13 protein-coding genes, 1 tRNA gene and 3 pseudogenes are annotated in these 22570 nt (G+C 64.8%); 9 read left to right on the top strand and 8 right to left on the bottom strand.

Translation table 11 applies throughout. The annotated features are described in order from the left end of the window. Positions 1-31 precede the first annotated feature (31 nt). Positions 32-190 (top strand): annotated as a pseudogene (locus tag CAP2UW1_RS24595) (protease); the annotation flags it as partial. 66 nt (positions 191-256) lie between these two features. Here the strand turns inward: CAP2UW1_RS24595 and CAP2UW1_RS15130 are convergent. Further along, a complete protein-coding gene (locus CAP2UW1_RS15130) occupies positions 257-1867 on the bottom strand; it encodes a methyl-accepting chemotaxis protein (protein ID WP_015767493.1) in 1611 nt (536 codons plus the stop codon). Between the two features lie 274 nt (positions 1868-2141). On the opposite strand from CAP2UW1_RS15130, the gene CAP2UW1_RS15135 reads away from it, so the two are divergent. From CAP2UW1_RS15135 to CAP2UW1_RS23960, 3 genes are all read left to right on the top strand, one after another. Beyond that, positions 2142-3578 carry an HDOD domain-containing protein gene (locus tag CAP2UW1_RS15135; protein WP_015767494.1) on the top strand — a complete coding sequence of 479 codons (1437 nt, stop codon included), beginning with the start codon at positions 2142-2144 and terminating at the stop codon, positions 3576-3578. Positions 3579-3688: 110 nt separating this feature from the next. After that, positions 3689-3765 (top strand) — tRNA-Asp (locus CAP2UW1_RS15140). 278 nt (positions 3766-4043) lie between these two features. Beyond that, a complete protein-coding gene (locus tag CAP2UW1_RS23960) occupies positions 4044-6347 on the top strand; it encodes a LysM peptidoglycan-binding domain-containing protein (protein WP_015767495.1) in 2304 nt (767 codons plus the stop codon). Between the two features lie 128 nt (positions 6348-6475). Here CAP2UW1_RS23960 and CAP2UW1_RS15150 read toward each other — a convergent pair whose 3' ends face one another. Genes CAP2UW1_RS15150 through CAP2UW1_RS15165 form a run of 4 tightly spaced genes read right to left on the bottom strand, consistent with a single transcriptional unit; the run spans position 6476 to position 13113 of the window. After that, positions 6476-8521: a dipeptide ABC transporter ATP-binding protein gene (locus CAP2UW1_RS15150; RefSeq protein WP_049778586.1), complete on the bottom strand. Its 2046-nt coding sequence runs from the start codon at positions 8519-8521 to the stop codon at positions 6476-6478. Continuing rightward, complete coding sequence (locus tag CAP2UW1_RS15155; RefSeq protein WP_015767497.1) at positions 8518-9960, bottom strand: ABC transporter permease; 1443 nt, start codon at positions 9958-9960, stop codon at positions 8518-8520. The genes CAP2UW1_RS15150 and CAP2UW1_RS15155 overlap by 4 nt, the downstream gene beginning before the upstream one ends. Further along, positions 9960-10937, bottom strand: a complete 978-nt coding sequence (locus tag CAP2UW1_RS15160) for an ABC transporter permease (RefSeq protein WP_015767498.1) — start codon at positions 10935-10937, stop codon at positions 9960-9962. Before CAP2UW1_RS15160 ends, CAP2UW1_RS15155 begins: the two co-directional genes overlap by 1 nt. Positions 10938-10953: 16 nt before the next feature. Further along, entirely contained in the window at positions 10954-13113 is a 2160-nt protein-coding gene (locus CAP2UW1_RS15165; RefSeq protein WP_015767499.1) for an ABC transporter substrate-binding protein, read from the bottom strand. Between the two features lie 173 nt (positions 13114-13286). Here CAP2UW1_RS15165 and fabI point away from each other — a divergent pair, with 173 nt between their 5' ends. Continuing rightward, a complete protein-coding gene (gene fabI / locus CAP2UW1_RS15170; protein ID WP_015767500.1) occupies positions 13287-14087 on the top strand; it encodes an enoyl-ACP reductase FabI in 801 nt (266 codons plus the stop codon). Positions 14088-14328: 241 nt separating this feature from the next. Beyond that, positions 14329-16077, top strand: a complete 1749-nt coding sequence (locus tag CAP2UW1_RS15175) for a hypothetical protein (protein WP_015767502.1) — start codon at positions 14329-14331, stop codon at positions 16075-16077. Between the two features lie 275 nt (positions 16078-16352). Here the strand turns inward: CAP2UW1_RS15175 and CAP2UW1_RS15180 are convergent. Then, positions 16353-17191: pseudogene (locus CAP2UW1_RS15180) on the bottom strand (class I SAM-dependent methyltransferase). 228 nt (positions 17192-17419) lie between these two features. Here CAP2UW1_RS15180 and CAP2UW1_RS15185 point away from each other — a divergent pair. The 3 genes and pseudogenes from CAP2UW1_RS15185 to CAP2UW1_RS26150 all read left to right on the top strand — a co-directional run. Next, complete coding sequence (locus tag CAP2UW1_RS15185; RefSeq protein ID WP_015767503.1) at positions 17420-18460, top strand: AraC family transcriptional regulator; 1041 nt, start codon at positions 17420-17422, stop codon at positions 18458-18460. A 114-nt stretch (positions 18461-18574) separates the two neighbouring features. Beyond that, positions 18575-18880, top strand: a complete 306-nt coding sequence (locus CAP2UW1_RS15190; protein WP_015767504.1) for a DUF1330 domain-containing protein — start codon at positions 18575-18577, stop codon at positions 18878-18880. A gap of 893 nt (positions 18881-19773) precedes the next feature. Beyond that, positions 19774-20766: pseudogene (locus tag CAP2UW1_RS26150) on the top strand (FG-GAP repeat domain-containing protein); the annotation flags it as partial. Positions 20767-21111: 345 nt separating this feature from the next. On the opposite strand, the gene CAP2UW1_RS26155 reads toward CAP2UW1_RS26150, so the two are convergent. Then, on the bottom strand, positions 21112-21774 hold the full coding sequence (locus CAP2UW1_RS26155) for an MT-A70 family methyltransferase (RefSeq protein WP_015767505.1): 663 nt from the start codon (positions 21772-21774) through the stop codon (positions 21112-21114). Positions 21775-21779: 5 nt separating this feature from the next. After that, positions 21780-22367 (bottom strand): BglII/BstYI family type II restriction endonuclease, encoded by a 588-nt coding sequence (locus CAP2UW1_RS15205; protein WP_015767506.1) that lies wholly within the window; start codon positions 22365-22367, stop codon positions 21780-21782. Positions 22368-22570 lie beyond the last annotated feature (203 nt).

Genomic DNA, 22570 nt, shown 5'->3' on the forward strand with positions numbered 1-22570 from the left:
CAACCAAGGAGACCCTCATGGCAGCCAAGAGTGTGCTCCCGAGGTCCGGGCAGCCGGCGGCACCTATGCGGAGATTCGGGTCGACCAGGCACATACGGACGGCAATCTGGTCACCGCACCCGCCTGGCCGGCACACCCTGCCTGGCTGGCAAAATTCCTGCAGGTGCTGGGAACGCGCATCGATCCCTGAGTCGATCTGGCGGCCAGCGCCTGGCAGCACTGGCCGATGTCGCCGACGCGAGGCCGGGTGACCAGATCAGACGCGGAACCGGCTCGTGACGTTGTCGAGGCTCCTGGAGAGTTGCTCCAGGCTGCGCACGTCGGCGGCAATTGCCGCCAGCGCATGGCGGTTCTGGTCGGCCATTTGTGCCACCTGTTCGACGTTCTGGGCGATCGTCGTGCTCGCAGCGCGCTGCTCCTCGACTGCCAGGGTGATCTCGCTGACCTCACCCGCGACGCCGCCGAGGTTCTCGCGCACCAGCGACATGGCCGCATACGCCTTCTCGGCTTGCGTCACGCTCTGGCCAACCGCGGTCAGGCTTTGCTCCATACCCTGCACCGCCTCCGCCGAGCGACTGCCGATGGCTTCGATCATCTGCGAGATTTCCCGCGTGGAGTTGGCGGTGCGCTCGGCAAGCTTGCGGACTTCGTCGGCAACCACCGCGAAGCCGCGCCCCTGCTCGCCGGCTCGCGCCGCCTCGATCGCGGCGTTGAGCGCCAGGAGATTGGTCTGTTCGGCGATTTCCCGAATCGTGTCGACGATCGCGGTGATGCGCCGGGACTCCTCACCCAGCGCACCGATGACCCGGCTCGCCACATTCACGGAAGCCGCCACGCGGCCGATTTCTTCGGTGACCGCATGCACTTCCCTGCCGCCATTGTCCGCCAGCCTGCCCGCCTCGGTGGTGTGGGCGCTGACCTTGCGCGCGTAGTCCGCCACCTGGGTGATGCTCACCGCCATCTCTTCGACCGACGCCGACATCGAGGTCGCCGTGTCGCTCTGGGTCTGCGAGCTGTCGACGACGACGCGAGCCTGGCTGTTCAGGCTCTCGGCAGCAGTCAGAACGGCATGCGAGTTCTCGCGAATCGAGGCCACCGTCGCCCGCAGGCTTTGCTGCATGCCGCCGATACTGGCAAGCAGGCTGCTCTGGTCGTTTGGCCTGACCTGCAAACCCTGCGTCAGGTCGCCCGCGGCGATCTGCGCAGCCATCTCTCCCGCATAGGCCGGTTCGCCGCCGAGGAGCTTCATCAGAATCCGCAACAACCACAGATGCGACAGAACCACGAAAACCAGCGCCAGGGCGCCGACGCCAAGGCTGGAGCGCAACATCCAGGTGCGCGTCTGCTGCTGCGCGGCGTCACTCCTTTCGCCCACTATCGCGAGTTCGCCGGCGAGGCTCTCGAGCTCTTTCGTCACCTTCTCGGCGGCAGCGTCGAAGCCATCGTCAGCCCTCATGATCGCGTTGCCGGCCTCGCGGCCCTGCCCGACATAGGCTTTCACCATGCGCTCGCCGGTGTCGTAGAGGCGCTTGACCGCCACGTTCAGCTCGTTGATGGCAGCCTGCCTGGCGGGCCACAGCCCGGCCAGGCGCTCCAACTGCGACAAGGCTTTCTCGCGTTGCGCCGTGGCCTGGGAGAAGTCGGCTTCGCCGACGACCGCCGCGTCGGTCAGGAACTGCTGGATCTGCACGACATGGAAGCGCGTGTCCTTGAAGGCCCGAATACTCTGTTCGACGCGCGACGCTTCCTCCGCGGCGGCAGCGAGCGAGGCGTTGCTGTTCCAGACGATGAGATTGCCGAGCAGTAACAGCGCGCAGAGAATCGACGCCGAGAGGGCAACCAGTCGCCTGATCGACAGTTTGAGCATGATGGCATTCCTGTTGATATTTTTGGAGGGCATCTCGGGCAGCAGCCATCTGGGATAACGGCAAAGCCCGGGCAGACTTGAGGCCTCTGGTCCGACACCCCGGCAACGGTGCGTCGACCGTGACACCCACCACCGACATCGAACAGCGATTGACGGCAGGCGCCAGAAGCCCGGATACTGCCGCGGCCGGCGCCCGAGTTTATCACCATGGCACCGCCATGGCTATCGACGAGCAGCGCCGGGGAAACCCCGGGTACACGGAGCGAGGGAGAGAATGGGACAGGCGGAACTGACGCTGGGCGATGCGTCGCTGATCACGGTCACCTTCCTGTTTACCGACATCGAAGGATCGACCAGCCTTTGGGAGCGCGAGTCCGAGGCGATGCGCACCGCTTTGCAGCGCCACAATGCACTGCTCTTCGCCGCGATCGAAGCTCACCGCGGCTGCGTCTTCAAGACCGTCGGCGATGCGTTCTGCGCCACTTTCGACGATGCCGCCGACGCGCTCGGTGCCGCCTGCCAGATCCAGACCAGCCTGGGTGCCGAGAAGTGGCCGACGCGTGCGCCGTTGCGCGTGCGCGCCGCCCTGCATACCGGCCCCGCGTACCTCTGCGAAGGCGACTACTTCGGCACGACGGTCAACCGCTGCGCCCGCCTGCTGGCGGTGACGCGCGGCGGCCAGACCTTGCTCAGTTCGGCCACCGAGGCGCTGCTTCGCACCACCCTGCCCGCCGGCACCAGCCTGCGCGACACCGGTATGCTGCGCCTGCGCGATCTGCCGCATCCGGTGCATGTCTTTCAGTTGATGCATCCCGGCCTGTCCTCCGGCCTGCTCGAACTGGGCGACACCTCCGGCGGCAACAAGCTGGAGGCAGAGCCGGTGGCGCGTTTCCGGCCGATCGACCTCTACGAGGTTCCCACCCTGCCGGCGGTCGTCCTGCAGGCGCTGCGAGTGATGCAGGACGCCGGCAGCAACGCCCGGGCAGTGGAGCGCGTGATCGTCAACGACCTCGCGCTCTCGGCCAAGCTCCTGCGTGTCGCCAACTCGGCGTTCTTCGGTTTCTCGCGCCGCGTCAGCACCATCGCCGACGCCGTACGCGTGCTTGGCTTCACCAACGTGCAGGGGATGATCATCTCGGTTGCCGCGTTCGACGTGTTCCGGACCGAACGGCTGAGCCTGGTCGACTTCTGGAAGCACTCGATCGCCACCGCAACGGCGGCGCGTTTCCTGGCCCCGCGGCTGCCCTGTCTGCCCGACGAAGCATTCATGGCCGGCCTCCTGCACGACATCGGCAAACTGATCTTCGCCGTCCAGGCGGAACCCGCCTACCAGCGCGTACTCGAGCTCCGGCGGGGATCCGCCATGAGCAGCCTCGACGCCGAGCGCACTCTCTTCGAGTTCACGCATGCGGAGGTTGGCGAAATGGTCGCCGAGCGCTGGGATCTGCCGGCGCGCTATGTCGCCGCCATCGCTCACCATCACGACCCGCTTGACGCTGGTAGCGAGCGCACGTTCTGTGCCCTGATCGGACTCGCCGATCAGGCGGCCTACGCGGCGCAGGCCGTCGATTACACGCCAACGGCAGGCGACAGCGAACTGAGCGCCCTGCTCGACACGCTCGGTCTCGGCCCGCAGCAATGGGACGATTGCCTGCACCACCTCCAGGAGGCCAGGCCGGCGATCGAAGCCTTCGTCGGCGCGATCCAATGACATACGCCGCCGAACGTGCCACGACATACCTCTTGCTTGCCCGGCGAAAGTCGCTATAATGCGCACCTTTCCAGCCGCGAGAAGATTCATCCACGCTGGCCCGGAAGCAAGGAGTGGTAGTTCAGTTGGTTAGAATACCGGCCTGTCACGCCGGGGGTCGCGGGTTCGAGTCCCGTCCACTCCGCCAGGATCATGCGCAAAGCCCAGTCAACGACTGGGCTTTGCGTTTTCCGGGCCGGCTTTCCGCATGGCTCAGCCAGGCCTCGCGCGACAAAGGTGGAGCCGCTCCACGCATCGGTGCGCGCCCGCACTTGGCCGGGCGTCGGCTGGCCGTGCGAAAGCCCCCCACCTTCTTCGCCTGTTTGTTCTATAATCATCGGCTTCCAGTCTGCACCATCTGCCCAGGCGATCCCACGCTATCGGGATGAACTGGCGCCCGCCCGACCACGAGAACAGGAACTACGAATGACGCCACGACTCGCGTTCGCAATTGCTTTTTCTCTTGCCTGCGGTGCCGCTGCTTCTGACGAAGCCACTGGCCAAGGCTTTACTCCGCTGCTGCAACCGCCCCCCGGTCGCAACGGCGCGTCGGGCAGCGCCGCCGACCCGGCGCTGCAGATCGGCACGGCCGGCGCTCTGCCGGTCATCGAACTCGTTGCACCCAGCGCGCTGCCCGAGCCGATCGACCTCACGTCCGAACCCGAGGAACTGTACCAGCGCCTGCGCCAGGGCTTCGCGATGCCGAACATCAACAACGCGCTGGTCCTCCATCATCAGCAGTGGTACCTGAACCACCCGGAGTCGCTGCGCCGCATGGTCGAGCGCAGCAGCCGCTACCTGCACCATATCGTCGAAGAAATCGAGAAGCGCGGCATGCCGATGGAGCTGGCCCTGCTACCGATGGTCGAGAGCGCCTACAACCCGACGGCGTACTCGCGCAGTCATGCGTCCGGCCTGTGGCAGTTCGTTCCGGCGACAGGCAAGCAGTACAAACTCGAGCAGAACTGGTGGGCCGACGGACGACGCGACATCGTCGCCTCGACGGCTGCCGCACTCGAATACCTGCAGTACATCTATGAACTGCACGGCGACTGGCATCTGGCGCTCGCCTCGTACAACTGGGGTGAGGGCGCTGTCGGGCGAGCCATCAGCAAGAACGCCGCCCAGGGCTTGCCGTGCGACTACCTCAGCCTGAAGATGCCCGAGGAGACGCGCCAGTACGTACCCAAGCTGCAGGCGTTGAAAAACATCTTCAGCAATCCGAACATCCTCGCCAACCTCAATCTTCGCGGCGTCCCCAACCGCCCGTATTTTGCGACCGTTACCAACACCGCGAACATCGACGTCAAGTTGGCGGCCGAGCTTGCCGGAATGCCGTTGAAGGAATTCGTGGCGCTGAACCCGGCGCACAACCGTCCGGTGATCAAGTCGGAAACTCCGATGGTAATCCCGGCTGACCGGGTGGATACCTTCATCAGCAACCTCGAGGCCCACGAGGGAAGCGAGAAGCCTCTCTCCTCCTGGCAGCCCTACACGCTGCGTGCCGGCGAGAAGCTCGAAGAGGTCGCGCCGCGCTTCGGCATGACGCTGGCGAACCTCAGGGCGGTCAACGGCATCAATGGCCGGATCAGGGTTTCCGCCGGACAGACCTTGCTGGTTGCCGCACAGGAAGGCGCGGAAGTCGCCGACCTGGCCGCGCTGCCTGAACAGCCGCTCGCTGCCGAAACGCAGCGCATCGCCGAAACGGCGCCTCGCCTGCCGAAGGTCGAGCCGACGCCGGTCGTGACGACTCGCACGCACACCGTGGCGAAGGGGGAAACCCTGCCCGGGCTGGCGCAGCGCTATGGCATGACCCTCGCCGAACTGAAACAAATGAACAAGTTGCGCGCCGACCGTCTTGCCCCGGGCCTGCGGCTGACCGTCGTGGTCGCTGACCCCGCCGGCAAGGCGCCAGCCAGCAGCCAACGCACCGCACTGGCTGAGGTCGACAGCAAGACTGCCGCACGCACCGAGCCGGCCACAGTGGCTACCACGCGCACGCATACTGTCGCCAAGGGCGAAACCCTGCGCGTGATCGCCCAGCGCTATGACATGACGCTCGCCGAGCTGAAACAGATCAACAAGCTGCGCGCCGATCAGGTCAACGCGGGAACGCGGCTGGCCGTGGCCGCACCCGAAGCAGGTAGCAAGCCGACGGCGGCCGTCCAACGCACGACGCTGGCTGAAGTCGACAACAAAGCTGCCGCACCCCGTGCAGAGCCGGCCTCTGCCACGCGCATGCACACCGTGGCGAAGGGCGAGACTCTGTTCAGTGTCGCCCAGCGCTATGGCATGAGTATGAGCGAACTGAAGCAGGTCAACAGATTGCGTGTGGACCAAATCAACGCGGGAACCCGACTGGCTGTCGCGGCGCCCGAGCCTGCCAGCAAGCCAGCCTCCCCTGCCAGGAATCGCACCGACGTCGCCGAGCTCGAGAGCAGGCAAGGCAAGGCCGCCACCGAGAGCCGCCAGAGCCTGGCCAAGAGCGACGCGAAGGCCGAGGCAAAGCCTGGAAAGAAGGGCGAAGCCCTGGTTGAGCAGAACCGGCAAGCCGCCAGGAAACCAGCAAAGCTCGCCCAATACACGATCCGCCGCGGCGACACGCTGGTCTCGATCGCCAAGCAGTTCAAGGTCGAAAAAGACGATCTTCTGCGCTGGAACCGCCTTCAACCCAATGACATCAAGGCGGGGCAGACGCTCACCATCCAGCTGGTGCAGAACACGTTCTGACGCGGCGAAGCGCCGGCGCCAGTACGGCACGCCGCGTTGGCGCCGCCAGGGAGCCGGGGGCCTCCTCGCATGGCATCCGCCGCAGGTGTGGGGCGGTACCCCGGCGCCGCATTGGCGGACCAGCAAGCCTACCGGTAGAGATGACAGCGGACCGTATGCGTCGCGGTCAGCGTGCTCGTCTCGGGGTAGCGCTCGCGGCATGCCGCGCTGGCTTGCCGGCAACGCGGATGAAAATGACAACCGGCCGGCGGATTGGCTGGTGAAGGAATCTCGCCCGGCAAGCGGATGTAGTCTGGCCGCGCGTCGAGACGCGGGCTCGGTACGGCCGACAACAGCGCCTGCGTGTAGGGGTGACTCGGCGACCGCAGAACCTCATCGACCGTACCACGCTCGACGATGCGGCCAAGATACATCACCGCCACCGCGTGTGCCAGGTGGTCGACAACCGCGAAGTTGTGCGTGATGAACAGGTAGGCCAGACCGAGATCGGCCTGCAGCGTGGCGAGCAGATTGAGTATCTGCGCCTGCACCGAAACGTCGAGAGCCGACGTCGGTTCGTCGCAGATCACCAGATCCGGTTGCACCGCCAGGGCGCGCGCAATCGCAATCCGCTGCCGCTGACCGCCCGAGAATTCGTGCGGATAGCGCCCGGCGGCGGCCACATCGAGCCCGACCTGCCGCAGCACGGCAGCGATTGCTGCCGCCCTGCCCTCGCCTTGGGGATCGACGCCGAGCGCCTGCATCCCCTCGCCAATGATTTCGCCGACCGACATGCGCGGGTTGAGCGAAGCGAAAGGATCCTGGAAGATCATCTGCATGCGGCGGCGCAGCGGCCGCTGCGCGCTGCGCGACAGGCCGCCGAGTTCCTGACCGAGCAGGCGCACGCTGCCGGCGCTGGCCATGATGAGTTGCAGGATCGCCTTGCCGACCGTCGTCTTGCCGCAGCCCGACTCGCCGACCAGCGCCAGTGTCCGGCCACGCGCCAGTTCAAGCGAAACCCCGTCCACCGCCCGCACGTGCCCGACGGTCCGTTGCAGGATCCCGCGGCGGATCGGGAAGTACACGCGCAGATCGTCGACAGCGAGCAGCGCCGGCTCGCCCATCGGCTGCACGGCAACGGCATCTGCGCCGCCAACAGCGGTTCCGGATACACCGCCGCTTCCTGCCCCGGCACCCTGTCCGTCGTCGAGATGACAGCGCACGCGATGCCCGACCGCCACCTGCCGCCATTGCGGCGACTGCTGCCGACAGCGATCCCAGGCGTGCGGACAGCGCGCCGCGAAGCGACAGCCGCCGGGCATCTCCGACAGCGACGGCACCTGCCCCGGAATCGTCTCCAGCCGACCGCGACGCTGGGCGAGATTCGGCAGGGCGGCAAACAGCTTCTGCGTATAGGGATGACGTGGCGAGGAAAAGAACGCGGCGCGTGGCGCTTCCTCGACGATCTCGCCCGCGTACATGACGCCGACACGCGTCGCCATTTGCGCGACGACGCCGAGGTCGTGCGTGATCAACAGCATGCCCATCGCCCGCTCGGCCTGCAGGCGGCGCAGCAACTCGAGAATCTGCGCCTGAATGGTGACGTCGAGCGCCGTCGTCGGCTCGTCGGCGATCAGCAGGCTCGGATTGCCGGCGAGCGCGACGGCGATCATCACCCGCTGCTTCATGCCGCCGGAGAGCTGGAAGGGGTACTCGCCGAGGCGACGTTCTGGATCGGCAATGCCGACCGCCATCAGCAGCTCGAGCGCGCGCGCGCGCGCCGCCTGCCCGGCCAGCCCGAGATGGCGCTCGAGTACCTCGCTCAACTGGTGACCGACGGTGAGCACCGGATTGAGGCTTGTCGCCGGTTCCTGGAAGATCATCGCCATGCCGCCGCCGCGCACGCCGCGCATCTCGGCTTCCGGCAAGCGCAGCAGATCACGCCCGGCGAAACGCATCTGGCCGCCGACGATCCGTCCGGCAGCCGGCAGCAGGCGCAGCAGGCCGAGCGCCGTCGCCGACTTGCCACAGCCTGATTCCCCGAGCAAGGCCAGCGTCTCGCCGGCGGCAACGCTGAACGACACGCCATCGACGGCGGTCAGCAGCGAGCGACCGCTCGCGAAGGCGAGGCGCAGATCGTCTACGGCGAGCAGGATCTCGTTGCGCGTTCCACCCACGTCGACTTTCTCGTTCATGCCGCCCCCGCAAGGCGCGGATCGAAGGCGTCGCGCACGGCGTCGGCGAGCAGGTTCGCGGCGAGCACCAGTGTGAACATGAAGACGAAAGCGGCGGCCAGCGACCACCAGACCATCGGCTCGCGGGCCAGCTCCATGCGCGCATTGTTGATCATCGTGCCGAAGCTGATCATCGTCGGATCGACGCCGATGCCGACATAGGAGAGCACTGCTTCGGCGAGCACCAGGCTCGAGAAGTCCATGACCAGCGCAATGATCACGATGTGCATCAGGTTCGGCAGGATGTGGCGCGCGATGATGCGCAGGTCGGAGACGCCGAAGGCCTGCGCCGCCTGGATGTATTCGAGCTCGCGCAGCTTCAGCGTCTCGCCGCGCAACAACCGGCACAGGCCGGTCCAACTGGTGACGCCGAGTATGAAACAGAGCGCCAGCAAACGCAGGTCGGCGCGCTCGGCGGCGGTTTCGAACCACTGCGGATGCGTATCGATGAGCACCTGCATCATGAGCACCGCGGCGGCGATCAACAGGACCCCGGGGATCGAACTCAGCGTCGTATAGAGATACTGAATCACGTCATCGACCCAGCCGCGGAAGTAACCGGCGAGGACGCCGAGCAGGATCGACAGCGGCAGCATCACCAGCGTCGTCACCAGACCGATGACCAGTGCCGTGCGTACGCTCTTGAGAATCTGATAGAGCACGTCCTGGCCGACCTTGTCGGTTCCGAAAACGTGGTAATCGGCGGCGAGCATCGCCACCGGCAACAGGAGCAGCAGCAGCGCGGCCATCGCCGCGAGCACGGCGTTCCAGGCAAAATCGCACTCGTTGCGCCAGATTCGCCGCCACGCCGCGCGGTGCGAGCAGGCATGGGCGCGCGCCAGACCGGCCGCCGTCATCGCCGCCACAGCCCACCAGGCGACGACACCGAGTGCCAGCGCGGCGAGCAAGCGCTGCCCGACATCGGCATCGCGGCGCCACTCGTCGGCACCGAGGTGCGCGCCGCCGTGCTTCAGACGCGGATAATCGCGCGTCTGGCGAATCCGCCCATCGGCGTCGCGCACCTCGATCGCTTCCTTGGCGTAGGCGCGCGTCGCCAGCGGCTCGGAGTAGGTCTTCTCGGTGCGCGTGCGCAGCGGCGTCAGAAGCGCATCGAGGAGCGACAGCACCTCAATGGCGTAAGCCGTCGACGGCTGGCCGGCAACCGCCTGCCCTTCGCGGCTTTCCAGGCGCGGCCGGAAGTGGATGGAATCGAGCAGACCGACCGCGACGAAGACGACCAGCACCGTCGCCGAGGCCATCCCTGCCCGGCTCCGGCCGACCCGCCGCCAGGCAGCGCGCAGCAGTGGATTGCCGGTCGACAGCCAGCCGACCACGATCGCCGCGAGCACCAGCAGCCAGATCAGCAGGTCGGACCAAAGAATGACGGGAAGGAAAGTCATCAGTTGAAGCGAATCCGCGGGTCGACGAAGGTATAGGAGATGTCGGTCAGGATCAGGCCGACGATGTAGAGCACCGAGCCGATGAACACCATCGCGCGCACCACGGCAAAGTCCTGCGCGTTTATCGCGTCTATCGTGTAGCTGCCCAGCCCGGGAATGCCGAAGAACGACTCAGTGAGCAGAGAACCCATGAAAAGCAAGGGAATGACGACGACGACGCCGGTCAGGATCGGAATCATCGCGTTGCGCAGCACGTGACGGAACAACACGGTCACTTCCGACAACCCCTTGGCGCGCGCCGTGCGCACGTAGTCGCGGGAAATCTCCTCGATGAAGATCGTACGGTACCAGCGCGCCGAAGAACCGATGCCGGAGATGACGCCGATGGCCATCGGCAGGATGAGAAATTTCCAGGCATCGAGGCCGCCCCCGTAGCCCGAGATCGGCACCAGCTTCCAGATCTTGCTGATCAGATACTGGCCCCCGATGATGTAGAAAAGGCCCGAGATCGACATCATCGCGACGCACAGAACGACTCCCCAGAAGTCGAGATAGCTGGCGCGGAAGAAGGTCAGCAGCAAGGCGAACGAGACGGTCACCAGCAGACCAAGAACGAAGGTCGGCAGCGCGATGGCCAGCGATGGCCCCATGCGCGTTCGAATCTCCCTGGCGATGTCGCGGCCGTCCTCGGCGCGTCCGAAGTCGCCGGCAAACATGCGCGCCGACTTGTCGAAGAAGATGGTGTCGGTCAGCACGCCGACGCCGGCGGCCGATCCGTTGATGAACAGCGGCTTGTCGTAGCCACGTTCGGCTTTCCATTTGGCGATCGCTTCCGGCGTCACGCGCTTGACGCCGAGTTGCATGCGCGCCATGTCGTCAGGCGTATTCACAACGAAGAACAGCGCGAAAGTGATCAGGTTCACACCGATCAGGATCGGCAGCGCGTAGAGCAGGCGGCGAACGATGTAGGCGAGCATGGTCGGTGACTGAGCCTCAGGCCGTACCGCGTTCGCGGCGGCGATAACCGATCACCGCCGGCAGGAGCACGGCGACGAGAACGAGCGCCGCCGCCGCCAGCGGCCAGAGCACCGGTCGATTCCATTCCTGGCGCAAGCGCTGCCGCTGCGCCACGTCGAGGCGCTGGTACTTCAGGATGTTGTTGCCGACGTCGGTCGGCTTGCGGTTGTGCAGCCAGACATGGCCGAGCGTGTAGCTCTTCGGGTGAAAGCCGTAGATCCACGGTGCGTCATGCTGCAGCAGCGCGATCGACTGGCGGATGATGGCCAGCCGCTCGGCGCCGCGCGGCCCCTCGCTCTCCATGTTCTTCATGCGCTCGAAAAGGCGGTCGAACTCGGGATTGGCGTAGTTCGACGCATTCTCGCCGCTCTTGGCGACCTTGCCTTCGGATCCGGCGAGCAGGAACAGGAAGTTCTCCGGATCGGGATAGTCGGCATTCCAGCCCAGGTAGTAAAGCTGCACCGCGCCCTTGCGCACCTTCTCCTGAAAACGGTTGAAGTCGGTCGAACGGACGACGAGCTGAATGTCGAGCTTGGCAAACTGCCGCGTCAACCAGTCGAGCCGCGACTTGTCGCCCATGCCGCCGCTGGTCGTGTCGAGGTTGAGCACCAGCGGTTCGCCGCTCGTCGCGTTGCGGCCATCCGGCCAGCCCGCCTCGGCGAGCAGTTGCTTGGCGACGGCCAGCGGCTTGCGCTGCGCCCGCCCGTCGACCCAGTCGTAAACCACCGGGTTGCTGCCCGCCTCACCTTCGAGATAGCCGAAGATCCCCGGCGGCAGCGGGCTCGTCGCGGCGATGCCACGACCGTTCATGAAGATCGAGATGAACTCCTCCTGATCGATGACGATCGACAGCGCCTGACGCAGCTTGGTCGTCGACTCCGACAGGCCGCCGACGACCGGGTCGAGCATGTTGAAACCCATGTAGAAGATCGACGCACGCACGCTCGTCAACAGGCTGATTCCCTTCTCGCGCATCTCGTCACTCAACTGCACGTCACCGCCGACGCCGAGACGAACCGCCTGGTCGAAGCTATCCGAGGAAATCCCGGAAGCATCGTAATAGCCCTGCAGGAACTTGTTCCAGTAGGGAATGCTCTCCTTCTCGCGCGAGAAGACCGCCTTGTCGATGAACGGCAAGGGCTTGCCGCAGTCGGCGAGCAGCCCCGCCGCCTCGTCGCCCGGCTCGCCGGTGCAGGGATAGGTCTCGCCGTGGAAGTTCGGGTTGCGTTCGAGAACCATGCGGCTGTTCGGATTGTTGTGCGTCAACATGAACGGGCCGGTACCGACCGGATACCAGTCGAGCGTCAGGTTCTTCTCGGCCATTCCCGGCTGGCTGTAGAAGCGGTCAACCTCGCGCGGCACCGGTGCGAAGAAAGGCATCGCCAGCCAGTAGGCAAACTGCGGGTACTTGCCGCGCAGCGTGATGCGATAAGTGTAGCGATCGACGCGCGTGACGCCGGTCAGCGGAAAGCGATCGAGATCGAGCCAGGCGCCCGCCGGCAGCGCCTTCGCCTCCGCCTGCAGGGCAGCGCCGAGTTCGCGCAGTCCGACGATGCGCTCGGCCATCATGCTGAAGATCGGCGAATGCAGGCGCGGATGCGCGAGACGCTTGATCTCGTAGATGTAGTCGTCGGCAACGAGTTCGCGCGTTCCCGTCTTGGAAAAATCGGCAAGGGTCTCGATCGCGCGCAACTGCTCGCGGGAGAGGTCGCGATAGAGCGGCTCGCCGGCCGAGTCGGTGGCAAATGCCGGATGCGGCTGGTAGCGGATCCCCGGACGGATGCGGATCTCGTACACGCTGTGCGCAATCTGCGCCACCGGCGCATCGGCAGGCAGTTCCCCACCCTGCGCGTCGACATAGCGCGGTACCGGCACCGCCTCGCTGGTCGCCGGAATCAGCGTGTAGGGCCGCTTCAGGTAGTGGTATTGCAGCGGCGGTTCGTAGATCTGCGCCGTAAAGGTGATTTCGTCCTCCGTATACGACTGCACCGGGTCGAGATGTTTCGGACGATCGGTGAACGCCGAGTAAAGGATGTTCTTGCCGCGCTCTGCCGTCGGATACGGCTCGTTCTGCTCGCTGCTGCACGCGGCGAGCAGCGACAGTAATGACAGGAGGGCGAGGCGAAGAAGCGGCATGGGTCGAAGTGTAGCGCGAACTCGGCAGCGGTGGCTCCGGCGAGGGCGCCGGCATGGCGGCGGTCAGGCGCCCGACAATCGCCGGCAGCCCGGGCAAATCCTTTATAATGCGAAGGTTAAGCTGCTTCCAACCACCCCTCCAAACCCAGCCAATTTTAGTTACGGGAGAAGCCATGGGATTCCTCGCCGACAAGCGCATCCTCATCACCGGTGTGCTGTCCAAACACTCGATCGCCTACGGTATCGCCAGGGCCTGCCACCGGGAAGGCGCGCAACTGGCTTTCACCTACCAGAACGAGCGCTTCCAGGATCGCGTCGGCAAGTTCGCCAAGGAATTCGACAGCACGCTGACCTTTCCGTGTGACGTCGCCGAAGACGCCCAGATCGACAAGTTGTTCGCCGATCTCGCCGAGCACTGGGACGGACTCGACGGGCTCGTGCACTCGATCGCCTACGCTCCCGGCGAAGCCATCGAAGGCGACTTCCTCGACGGCATCACGCGCGACGCCTTCCGCATCGCGCACGATGTCTCTTCGTACAGCTACCCGGCGCTCGCCAAGGCCGCCCGGCCGCTGCTGCTGAAAGGCCGTAATCCCGCCCTGCTGGCCCTCTCCTACCTGGGTGCCGAACGTACCCTGCCCAACTACAACACCATGGGTCTCGCCAAAGCCAGCCTCGAAGCCGCCACGCGCTACCTCGCCTTCTGCCTCGGCCCGCAGGGCATCCGCGCCAACGCCATTTCGGCCGGTCCGATCAAGACCCTCGCCGCTTCCGGCATCGGCAACTTCTCACGCCTGCTCGCCTACAACGCGCACAACGCGCCGCTACGCCGCAACATCACCATCGACGAAGTCGGCAACGCCGCCGCCTTCATGCTCTCGGATCTGGCGAGCGCAATCACCGGCGAGATCATGTATGTCGATGGCGGGCTGAACACCACAGCATTGGGCAATCCCGAGCCATTGCCCGGGTAAGCGGAGGCACCGTAGCCCGGATGCAGCGAAAGCGGAATCCGGGGTCGCAGTCCTCCCCCCCCCCCCCGGATTCCATTGCATTCCATCCGGGCTACGCCCTTCGCATCCCGGCCTTTCGCGTCGAATTCGCGGCAATGCTCGGCCTCGAGGCGACCGAGAACAGAGTGTCGCGAGAAGGTTCGCCGGCCCGACTGCGCCACTATCTCCTGAAGAAATCTCACATCACCAAGGGAAGTCGACCATGAGCGAAATTGCTCAGATCCCGCGAACGGCGCAGTTTGAGCCTGACAACGGCATGACATCGGTTGCTTCGACCGAGGTTCTTGTCCGGCACTTCCGACAGATCCTGATGTGGCCATTGCGGGTAATGCCTGGGCAACTCGAAGGAATCCACATCTCGAAACACTGGGAATTGCTCGAGACATCGGGCGAGGACTGTCCGTGGCGGGAAGTTCAGGACGAATTCGACGATCCGAAGCGTTTTCAGGAAAGGCATTACAAGGAATTCATCACCTTTCTGCCCTTCGTGCAGCGCTTTTTGTATGGCGAAGGGACACCCCGCGAAGGACAAACAGCCTCTGGCAAGTCCCCCATGCGAGTATTGCGCCGCTGCGATATCGCCCAAATACGAGTCATGCTCGACGGGCAACTGCCGCCGCTGCTGTTCCAGATCGCCCACGTGGATCTGCATTTCTTCTACGACACCGACATCATCATTCTGGTCGTCGAATTTTTCGCCGACGACCTGCCCCTGCTGTTAGCCGAAGATGTACTGTTCAAGGTCGGTCGGGCCTATCCGGGCTATTGGGAGCCAAGTGGTCAAGGCGCACACTGTCCGTACCGGGTGGAATGGCTGTCCGCGACCGGAGAGACGCTGGCGGTATCCGACTACGAGGACCGGCAGAAGTACCTCGAGTTCACCTGTCAGCAGCGTTCGCCCCACGTCGCTGCCCATTGGGAGTACCTCCTGCAACCGCTGTCCCTCTACCTTTCCGACAGTGAAGGTCCAATTCGCTTCCGGCAGATCGAGTATCACCGAATGCCCTTGCTGGCCTACCTCAGCTTCGACGATCCGCAGGTCTTGACACGTGGCGATTGCGCCCGACTGGCGCTGGTCTCCAAAGCTGGGCCATCAGACACCTTGCCGTGCTCCACGAAGCAACTGGCCGATTTCGAGGAACGCTACTGCTACGACAGATTCTGGGATCCCGACAACCCTGCGTTGTCTTGTCGCTACCTCTGTTGTGATCACGCCTTCGTGGTCGTCGGCAAAGCCAGCGATGCCTTCTTCGCCGACTCGGAAACCGGCATACTGGGACAATTCCGCCACCAATACTTCCTGATGAACCTGATGGCCCATTTTCAGAAAGCGGCCTTGATGCTGTTCTCGGAATGGCTGGTGGTGGCGATCAGCAAGCTCGACATCCGTGAACTCGATTCGATCAAGGCCTTCAAGCGGGAAATCCGGCTGCTCCTGGGGTCGTTTCTGCGCTTCACCGAGCGCTACTGGTTCCCCGTTGTCTCCAATCAGGCGCAGGTGCACGACCTTTTCCGGCTGCTCACTCGCCATCTGGACACCGACCGGATTTATCAGGACGTCAGTGCGTCGATCAAGGACATGAATCAGTACCTGGATAGCGACAGTCTCCGACGGCAGGCGAACACCGTGGTGCGCCTGACGGTAGTGACAACACTGGGGCTGATCGCCACCGTGTCGACCGGCTTCCTCGGCATGAACATCATTGACGAGGCCAACAATCCACTATGGGTCAAGCTGTTGATCTTGATCGCGGTGTTCATTCCCAGCACGCTGCTGGTCAACTATGCAGTTGCCCATTCGAAGGTTCTATCGGACTTCCTGGAAGCACTGGCGGACAAGCGGCTGACCTGGTGGGACAGAACGCAATTGCTGCTGCGAATCTGGCGTGATCCGCCGCAAGACGCGGTGGCAGATGCCTCAACGAGCAGGCGAGCCGGGGATGCCAAGTAACACGACGTCCGCGCGGGACGATAGGGGATCAGGACCCTGCCGATCGCCGCAGGCCAAGTCGGTCACTGATGTGCCGGCCGGAGCCGCAGCGACATGCATCTCCTCGCTCAGGCCGGCGCCGTCCACGCGCCAAGCCGCGGCCGTGCCCAGGACGCGCGTCGCCTGTCAGAACGGCCGGCCTGGGCGAAACACGCCGGCGCGCAGGCTGGTGCCACCAGCGTAGCGCCGACTGGCCGGATCTGGGCCACCGATGACACTCACCGTTACGACGCGACTCAGGCCTTGGTGATGACGACCTCGAGGTACTCACCGGGTACGACCAGCGACGCCGTACCCGCGATGTTCAGCTCCTCGAGCAGCCCCGTGATGTCGTGCTCCAGCGCCAGTTGGCCAACGCTATCGAGCGCGGCGAATGCCTTGAGCGTCGGTCCGTAGAAATCGCGGAACACCTGCACCCAGTGCGCGGGCGAGCGATAGCGGAAGTTGAAGATGCGACGCTGGCACTGGATCTGCGCGGCGCGGGCGCCAAACAGCTCGACGACGTGCGGCTCGCAACCCCACAGCGCCGGCGACTGCAGCCCGACCGGCGGCGGTACGTACCGACCGATCACCTTGAACAGGCGGCCGATGAAGCCTTCCGGGGTCCAGTTCGCGAGACCGAGGCGGCCGCCGGCGCGCAAGACGCGCAGCATCTCGCCGGCGGAGCGCGCATGGTCAGGCGTAAACATCGCGCCGAAAGTGGAGAGCACGACATCGAACCGACCGTCGTCGAAAGGCAGGTCCTCGCCGTCGGCCACCTCGAACCGCACCTCGAGGCCTTCGGCGATGGCGCGTTGGCGGGCCTTGTCGAGCAGCGCCGGCACGTAGTCGACCGCGGTCACATTGGCGAAGCGCCGCGCCGCGCCGCGGCGAGCGTGGCGTTGCCGTTGCCGGCGGCGACGTCGAGCACGGCGCTGCCGGCATGGACGTCGGCGGCTTCGGCAAGCGATTCGCCGACGATCTGCAGGGTGGTACCGATGACCGCAAAGTCGCCACTGGCCCAGGTGGCCTGCTGGCGCTGTTTGATCGCGGTGAAGTCAGGGGTGACGAAGGGGGGGGCGACGACAAGGTTCATGGCAGTCTCCTCAAGTGTTTTCTCGAATGGCTCGCTGGGCGGGCCCGGCGCCGGAAAGGCGGTCGTCGCGGCAGGGCGTCGACGAAGCCATTATTCGCCGCTCGCGGCGTTGACACTTCCCCGAACATCCTGCAGATTTGCCCGTGCGTCCGCGATTTCCGGGTCGCTTGATCGACCGTCCGCCGCTCTTGATCCTGGCTCCAGCCACCCACCGGCAATCCGACGACCATGAACCACGACCCCTTGTCCGATGTGCTGAGCAGCGTCCGCCTACGCGGCGCGGTCTTCTACTACGTCAGTTTCGGCGACGACTGGGCCGCCGAAACGCCGGCGTCGCGCCAGCTCGCCGATGCCTTGATGCCGGGTGCCGAACATGTACTCGCCTACCATCTGATCGCCAGGGGCAGCGGCTGGGCGGCAACCGCCAGCGAGCCCCCGGTGCGCCTGAACAGCGGCGACATCGTAATGTTTCCACGTGGCGACAGCCATGTTCTGTCGAGCGCGCCGGGCCTGCGCGCGCAGCCGGACAACGACGACTGGCGCGTCACGACGCGCAACGACCCTAAGCCGATTGCGGTGGCCTACCACCGCGGGGTGCTGCGACCAGGCGCTCCACTGCCCGCCGACGAGGCCAGCACCGTCGTCGTCTGCGGCTTCGTCGGCTGTGACCTGCGCCCTTTCAACCCGCTCATCAACGCCCTGCCGCGGCTGCTGCACTTGGGCGCCGGCGGCGTCGGCGCCTGGGTCGCTCCGGTGCTGGACCAGGCCGTGTCGGAATCGCGCCAGTGCCGGGCAGGTAGCGCCGCCGTGCTCGAACGGGTGAGCGAAATGGTCTTCGTCGACGCCGCACGGCGCCATCTCGAGTCGCTGCCCGCGGATGCCTCGGGCTGGCTGGCCGGTCTGCGCGACCGCCACATCGGCAAGGCTATCGGCCTACTGCATGCGCGGCCTGCCGAGCCGTGGACGATCGACGAATTGGGCCGGCAAATCGGGCTGTCGCGCTCGGCGCTGCACCAGCGTTTTGTCGAACTGGTCGGGCAGCCGCCGATGCAGTACCTGACCAACTGGCGCATGCAGCGTGGCGCCTGCCTGCTGCGCGAGGGCGATGCGACGGTGGCGACGATCGCCCAGGAGGTCGGCTACGACTCGGAGGCCGCCTTCGCGCGCGCGTTCAAGCGCCTAGCGGGAACGCCCCCGGCGGCCTGGCGGCGGGCACAACGAGTATCGAAGCACGGCGGCGGAGATGAACAGTGCGGACCGTTTGCCTGACCGGCTTCCGGCAGGAGCCACGATGACCCCGGGTGACAGTCGAACGATTCCGTCACTCGGCCCGAGGCGAGTTCCTGCACGTTTCTGCCAGCCCACGGCTTACAGGAGATGAAAATGCCCAAGGGATACTGGATCGCCCGCGTCGATGTCACCGATGCGGAGCAATACAAGGCGTATGTCGCGGCCAATGCCGGGCCGTTCAAGACGTTTGGCGCAAGGTTCCTGGTCCGCGCCGGTCGCTTCGAGAATCCGGAAGGTTCCTGCCGTGCCCGCAACGTCGTCATCGAGTTCCCCTCGTACCAGGCGGCGCTCGACTGCCGGCAGTCTCCCGAGTATCAGGCGGCACTGCAGCTCAGGCTGGCGGCGTCAAGCATCGATCTGGTCATCATCGAGGGGTACGACGGCCCGCAACCGTCCTGAGGCACCGGCGGCGGCTGTCGCGCACGAAGAGACGCCGACCGCGGTCCATCACGGCAATGGTTGCAGCGGGTACCTGCCTCTCGTTGCAGCCACCCGCCGCGCTAGTGACGTCCTCCCGCGGGCCTCGCCAGGAAATCTCAGCAAGTCTTGCGCCCACACCAAAAACCCTTCTTCCGATCCTCGGTTTACACTCACACGCGAAGCACTCATGTGCCTGGGAACGTGGCGCGTGTAAAGAGACTCGACACCCATGGACAGGCAACTTCTGCAAATCTTTCAATAATTGATGTGCTTACCTGGCCCTCTTCGGGACGAGGGGTGTAAGGAAACGCGAATGCAATAGGTCGGCAGCCCCCGGCCGCAGCGGTTGCCCCCTCTCGGAGTGGATGGATCGATGCGGTGGCGTGCCGGTTTGCCGCTATTCACGTCTATTGGCACCGGTACAGCGCCGCCGGCGAGGCTCTGCTCGTGACGATCCCGCCGGTTGACCTGGGGCGCCGTCGGGCCGCCGCCCGGCCGGCCAGAGATCTGTCGGAAAATTTGACAGCCGGGTGCCGGAGAACCTGCAGCGAGTGCTGCGCTGCTGACTCACGGCACTGATTTAATTGCCGGTGCGTTGGTCCCGGCATACTCCATGCTTGCCCTCCCGCTGGGGCAACTTCCTGCGCCCGCCAAGTCCTCCAACCTTCTTCCTGAGGAGATATTCCGTGAAGCCGCAACCGCCTGCCAGGCGCGTCAACCCAGTCCACAGTCTCTTTCTCGCCATCCCGTTTGCAACACTCGCCCTGCCTGTCGGGGCCGGTCCGCTGTCCCCCACGCTGGAATGGTCCTGGACCTCGAGCGCGGTGGAGCCGGGTTCGCTGAACGTGATGGGAACACCATCGGTGATGGACATGAACGGGGATGGCAAGCCGGACGTGGTGTTCGGTTCGACGGCGTCGACAGGTGGCGGTCTTGTCGAAGTGGGCGTGTTGCGTGCCCTGAATGGGACGAATGGAACAGAATTGTTTACCGTCGCCGATCCGTCGCTGCGCATCAATACCGCGGCATCGGTCGCCACTGGCGACATCGATGGCGACAAGAAGCCCGACATCATTGCCGTCGACAGCTCGGGACAGCGACTGATCGCTTTCAACAACGACGGCTCGTTCAAGTGGCGCAGCGGCATCCTGGAGGGGATCTACTGGGGCGCACCGGCGATCGCGGATCTCAACAAGGACGGCAAGCCCGAGATCATCATTGGGCGGCAGGTGCTCAGGAACGACGGAACGCTGCTGTGGACCGGCACAGCGGGCTCGGCGTCCGGCGGCAACGTCGGCCCGCTGTCGCTGGTGTCGGACGTCAATCTCGACGGCAAGCCGGACGTGGTGGCCGGAAACACCGTGTACAAGGCCGACGGAACCATCCAGGCCCAGAATGTGAGCCTGCCCAACGGCTACAATGCCGTGGCCAACTTTGACGGCACGCCGCAGGCCGAGATCGTCCTCGTCGCCGATGGCAAGGTGTGGCTCCTGAACCACGACATGACCGTCAAGTGGGGCCCGGTGGCCATCCCGGGCGGAGGTTATGGCGGCGCCCCGACAATTGCCGATTTCGATGGTGACGGCAAGCCGGAGATCGGTGTCGCCGGCGCTTCGCGCTATGTCGTCTTCGAAACCGACGGCACGGTGAAGTGGCAAACGGTGGTCCAGGATAGCAGTTCGAATCGCACCGGCTCCTCGGTCTTCGATTTCGACCGCGACGGCGCCGCCGAAGTCGTCTATGGCGACGAGCTTTATCTGTGGGTATTGGACGGTAGCAACGGCAGCCTGCGCTTCAAGACCCCCAAGAGTTCGTGCACCTGGTACGAGTATCCGCTCGTCGCGGACGTCGATGCCGACGGGCACGCCGAGATCCTCGGAGTCGCCAACAACAACTGCGGCTTCGGAAGCCAACGCGGCGTCTATCTCTGGGGCGACGACGCGAACTGGGTAGACACGCGCGACGTTTGGAACGAGCACACCTATCACATCACCAATGTCCTGCAGGACGGCACGATCCCAACCGACGAGCAGCCGAACTGGCTGGTCGTCGGCCTCAACGACTTCCGCCTGAACCAGTACCTGCCGGGCGAGGCGCCACTTCCGGAACCCGCCAGCCTACCCCTCTTCGCGGCCATGCTCGGCCTGCTGGCCTGGGTTCGCGCCAGGGCAGGGAAGCAAACTTCGGGGAGAGCGGCGAACGGGCTGCGATCAGCCCTTCGCCGGCAGGCCGTCGGCTTCGCCTTCGGCCTGCGAGTGATGGGCGTAGGTTGGCCAGTCGGGCGAGTACGCGTCGGCCTGTTGGCCCCAGGTACTCCAACCGGCGCGCGATCCGCGGGCGAACATTTCCAGGAAGGGGCCGGGTGAGCACGCTTCGATCAGCTCGTAGGCTTCGTCCGGCTTGCGCGAGTGCTCGCGCTTGCGGCTCTTGATGATATTGACCTGGCGCCGGCCGGGCGCGAGTGTGCGCGCGTTCCTGCCGCGCACGCCGAAGAGGATCAACTCGGTGGTGTTGCGGAAATAGAAGCCGACGCCGCGCCCGTCCGGACCGCCATCCTTGCGGATCTTGTGCCAGACGATGTTGCTCTTGTATTCGAAGCCCCAGGCCACCAGCACCCGCAGGCCTTCGGGCAGGAGCGCGTTGGGTACCCACAGGTAGAGGTGTGCGGTATCTTCGACGATCGCGGCCACCGGCAGCGCCAGAATGTCGTCGAGTGTCATCGTCGCGTAGCGATTCAGGCGCTTGTGCTCGGGCGCCATCTTGCCGGTGCGGTTCTGGAACTGCCACGGCGGATCGGCGAGAACGGTGTGGAATTTTCGCTCGCCGACTCGCTGCAGCAGGTCGGTGCCCGCTTCGGGGAAGTGCTTGGTCATCACTGTTAATCTTCAAGATAAAGGGACTTGCTGATCCCAAAAACGAGGATCGGGCAACCGCCCCCACCTCCGCCCGCTATCCGCGGCAGCAATTTGCTCATATGCGTCGTGGAGGCACCATAACTCGACCCACGCTTAATTTCCTTGAAGATCTCCTGAAGGGCGTCGCAACGCGTAATTATCACTCCAACAGAGACTGCTCGCAGTTCAAACAGCAGGCGAAAGTTGTTCAGATCTCGATCGAAAAATGGGTCTTTGTTGTTCCATTCGATCTCCAGAGCAACACGATTCTTGAAACAGTCCACTTGGTGCGTCGGCGTTGCCGTATGGGATTTGTCGATCACGATCTCCGTTTCGAACTGCTTCTCCTCCCATCCCAGCCTGTACAGCTCGCTGTCTATGGCTTCCGAAACCTTCGACTTTCGCCCCCCGCCCACCGTAATCCAACTGCGGCGAAAGCGGAATGTGGTGAGCGTCCCCACGATCTCATCCCACTCCTTGGGAAAATCCTGCTTGAGGATAGCGCAGGCGTGTTTCCATTCGTGAACTTCGTAGTTCTGGCGCAGAAAATCGGGGAGCAGATCAATGCCCATCGTCGCTTTCGAGGAATACTCCGGGGATCCTAACCGGTCGGTAGCGCTATCGCCAAGCCTTTGTTGGCCAGGGCCGACGATGGCTCCCAGCCCACATATCGCGATACCATCGCGACTTCTCATCAACAAGCCAAACAGATGCCTGCAGCGAAAGGGCAGCGCCCCGAGACGTGTTCCCTCCCGACAACGTTGACGGCACCGAC

The organism is Candidatus Accumulibacter phosphatis (assembly GCF_000024165.1).
Taxonomy (GTDB): Bacteria; Pseudomonadota; Gammaproteobacteria; order Burkholderiales; family Rhodocyclaceae; genus Accumulibacter; species Accumulibacter phosphatis.